The following is a 517-nucleotide window of genomic DNA, read 5'->3' as shown; positions in this document are numbered from 1 at the left end:
ACGTGCTCGGCACCGATCTCCGACCAGCTAAAGAGCCAGTTGCGGCGCCCCATCGGCACCGGACGCAGGGCACGCTCGAGATGATTGGTATCGATCGGCACGTCCGGATCGGCGAGAAAGGTTTTCAGTTCTTCGGTTCGGGCCCGGGCGTACTTGAGGGCCTTGACCAAGGGATGGCTGGGCGTCAGCTCGGATCGGCGGCACTGTTGCTCGCACCACGCCCAGAAGGCGGTGACGATCGGTTCGCTGTGGTCGAGCCGGTATTTGTGTTTGGCTTCGCCGTCGAGTTGTTTTTCACGAATCAACGCTTCGTGACGATACAGGGCACCGATCAGGCTCAGAGCTTCTTCGGCCTTGGGATCAGCGTCCTTGGCCTGCTCGAAATAGCGGCGAGTGTGGCTCCAGCAGGCGGCGTGTTTGACCTGGGCGTTCTGCGCGGCATAGGCGCTGTAGGCCTCGTAGCCGTCGGACAGCAGCGTGCCGGCGAAGGCCTCGCCGAGGAAGGCTTTGACGTGCC

General features: G+C 62.9%; 1 protein-coding gene. It reads right to left on the bottom strand.

From position 1 onward, the window contains the following. On the bottom strand, positions 1-517 hold a 517-nt coding region (locus RM530_RS18445; RefSeq protein ID WP_311366733.1), incomplete at both ends, for an IS66 family transposase.

Origin of the sequence: Banduia mediterranea (assembly GCF_031846245.1) — a bacterium.
GTDB classification, from domain to species: Bacteria; Pseudomonadota; Gammaproteobacteria; order Nevskiales; family Nevskiaceae; genus Banduia; species Banduia mediterranea.
The sequence above is the reverse complement of the archived record's forward strand: the minus strand, read 5'-3'. Positions and strand labels throughout refer to the sequence as shown.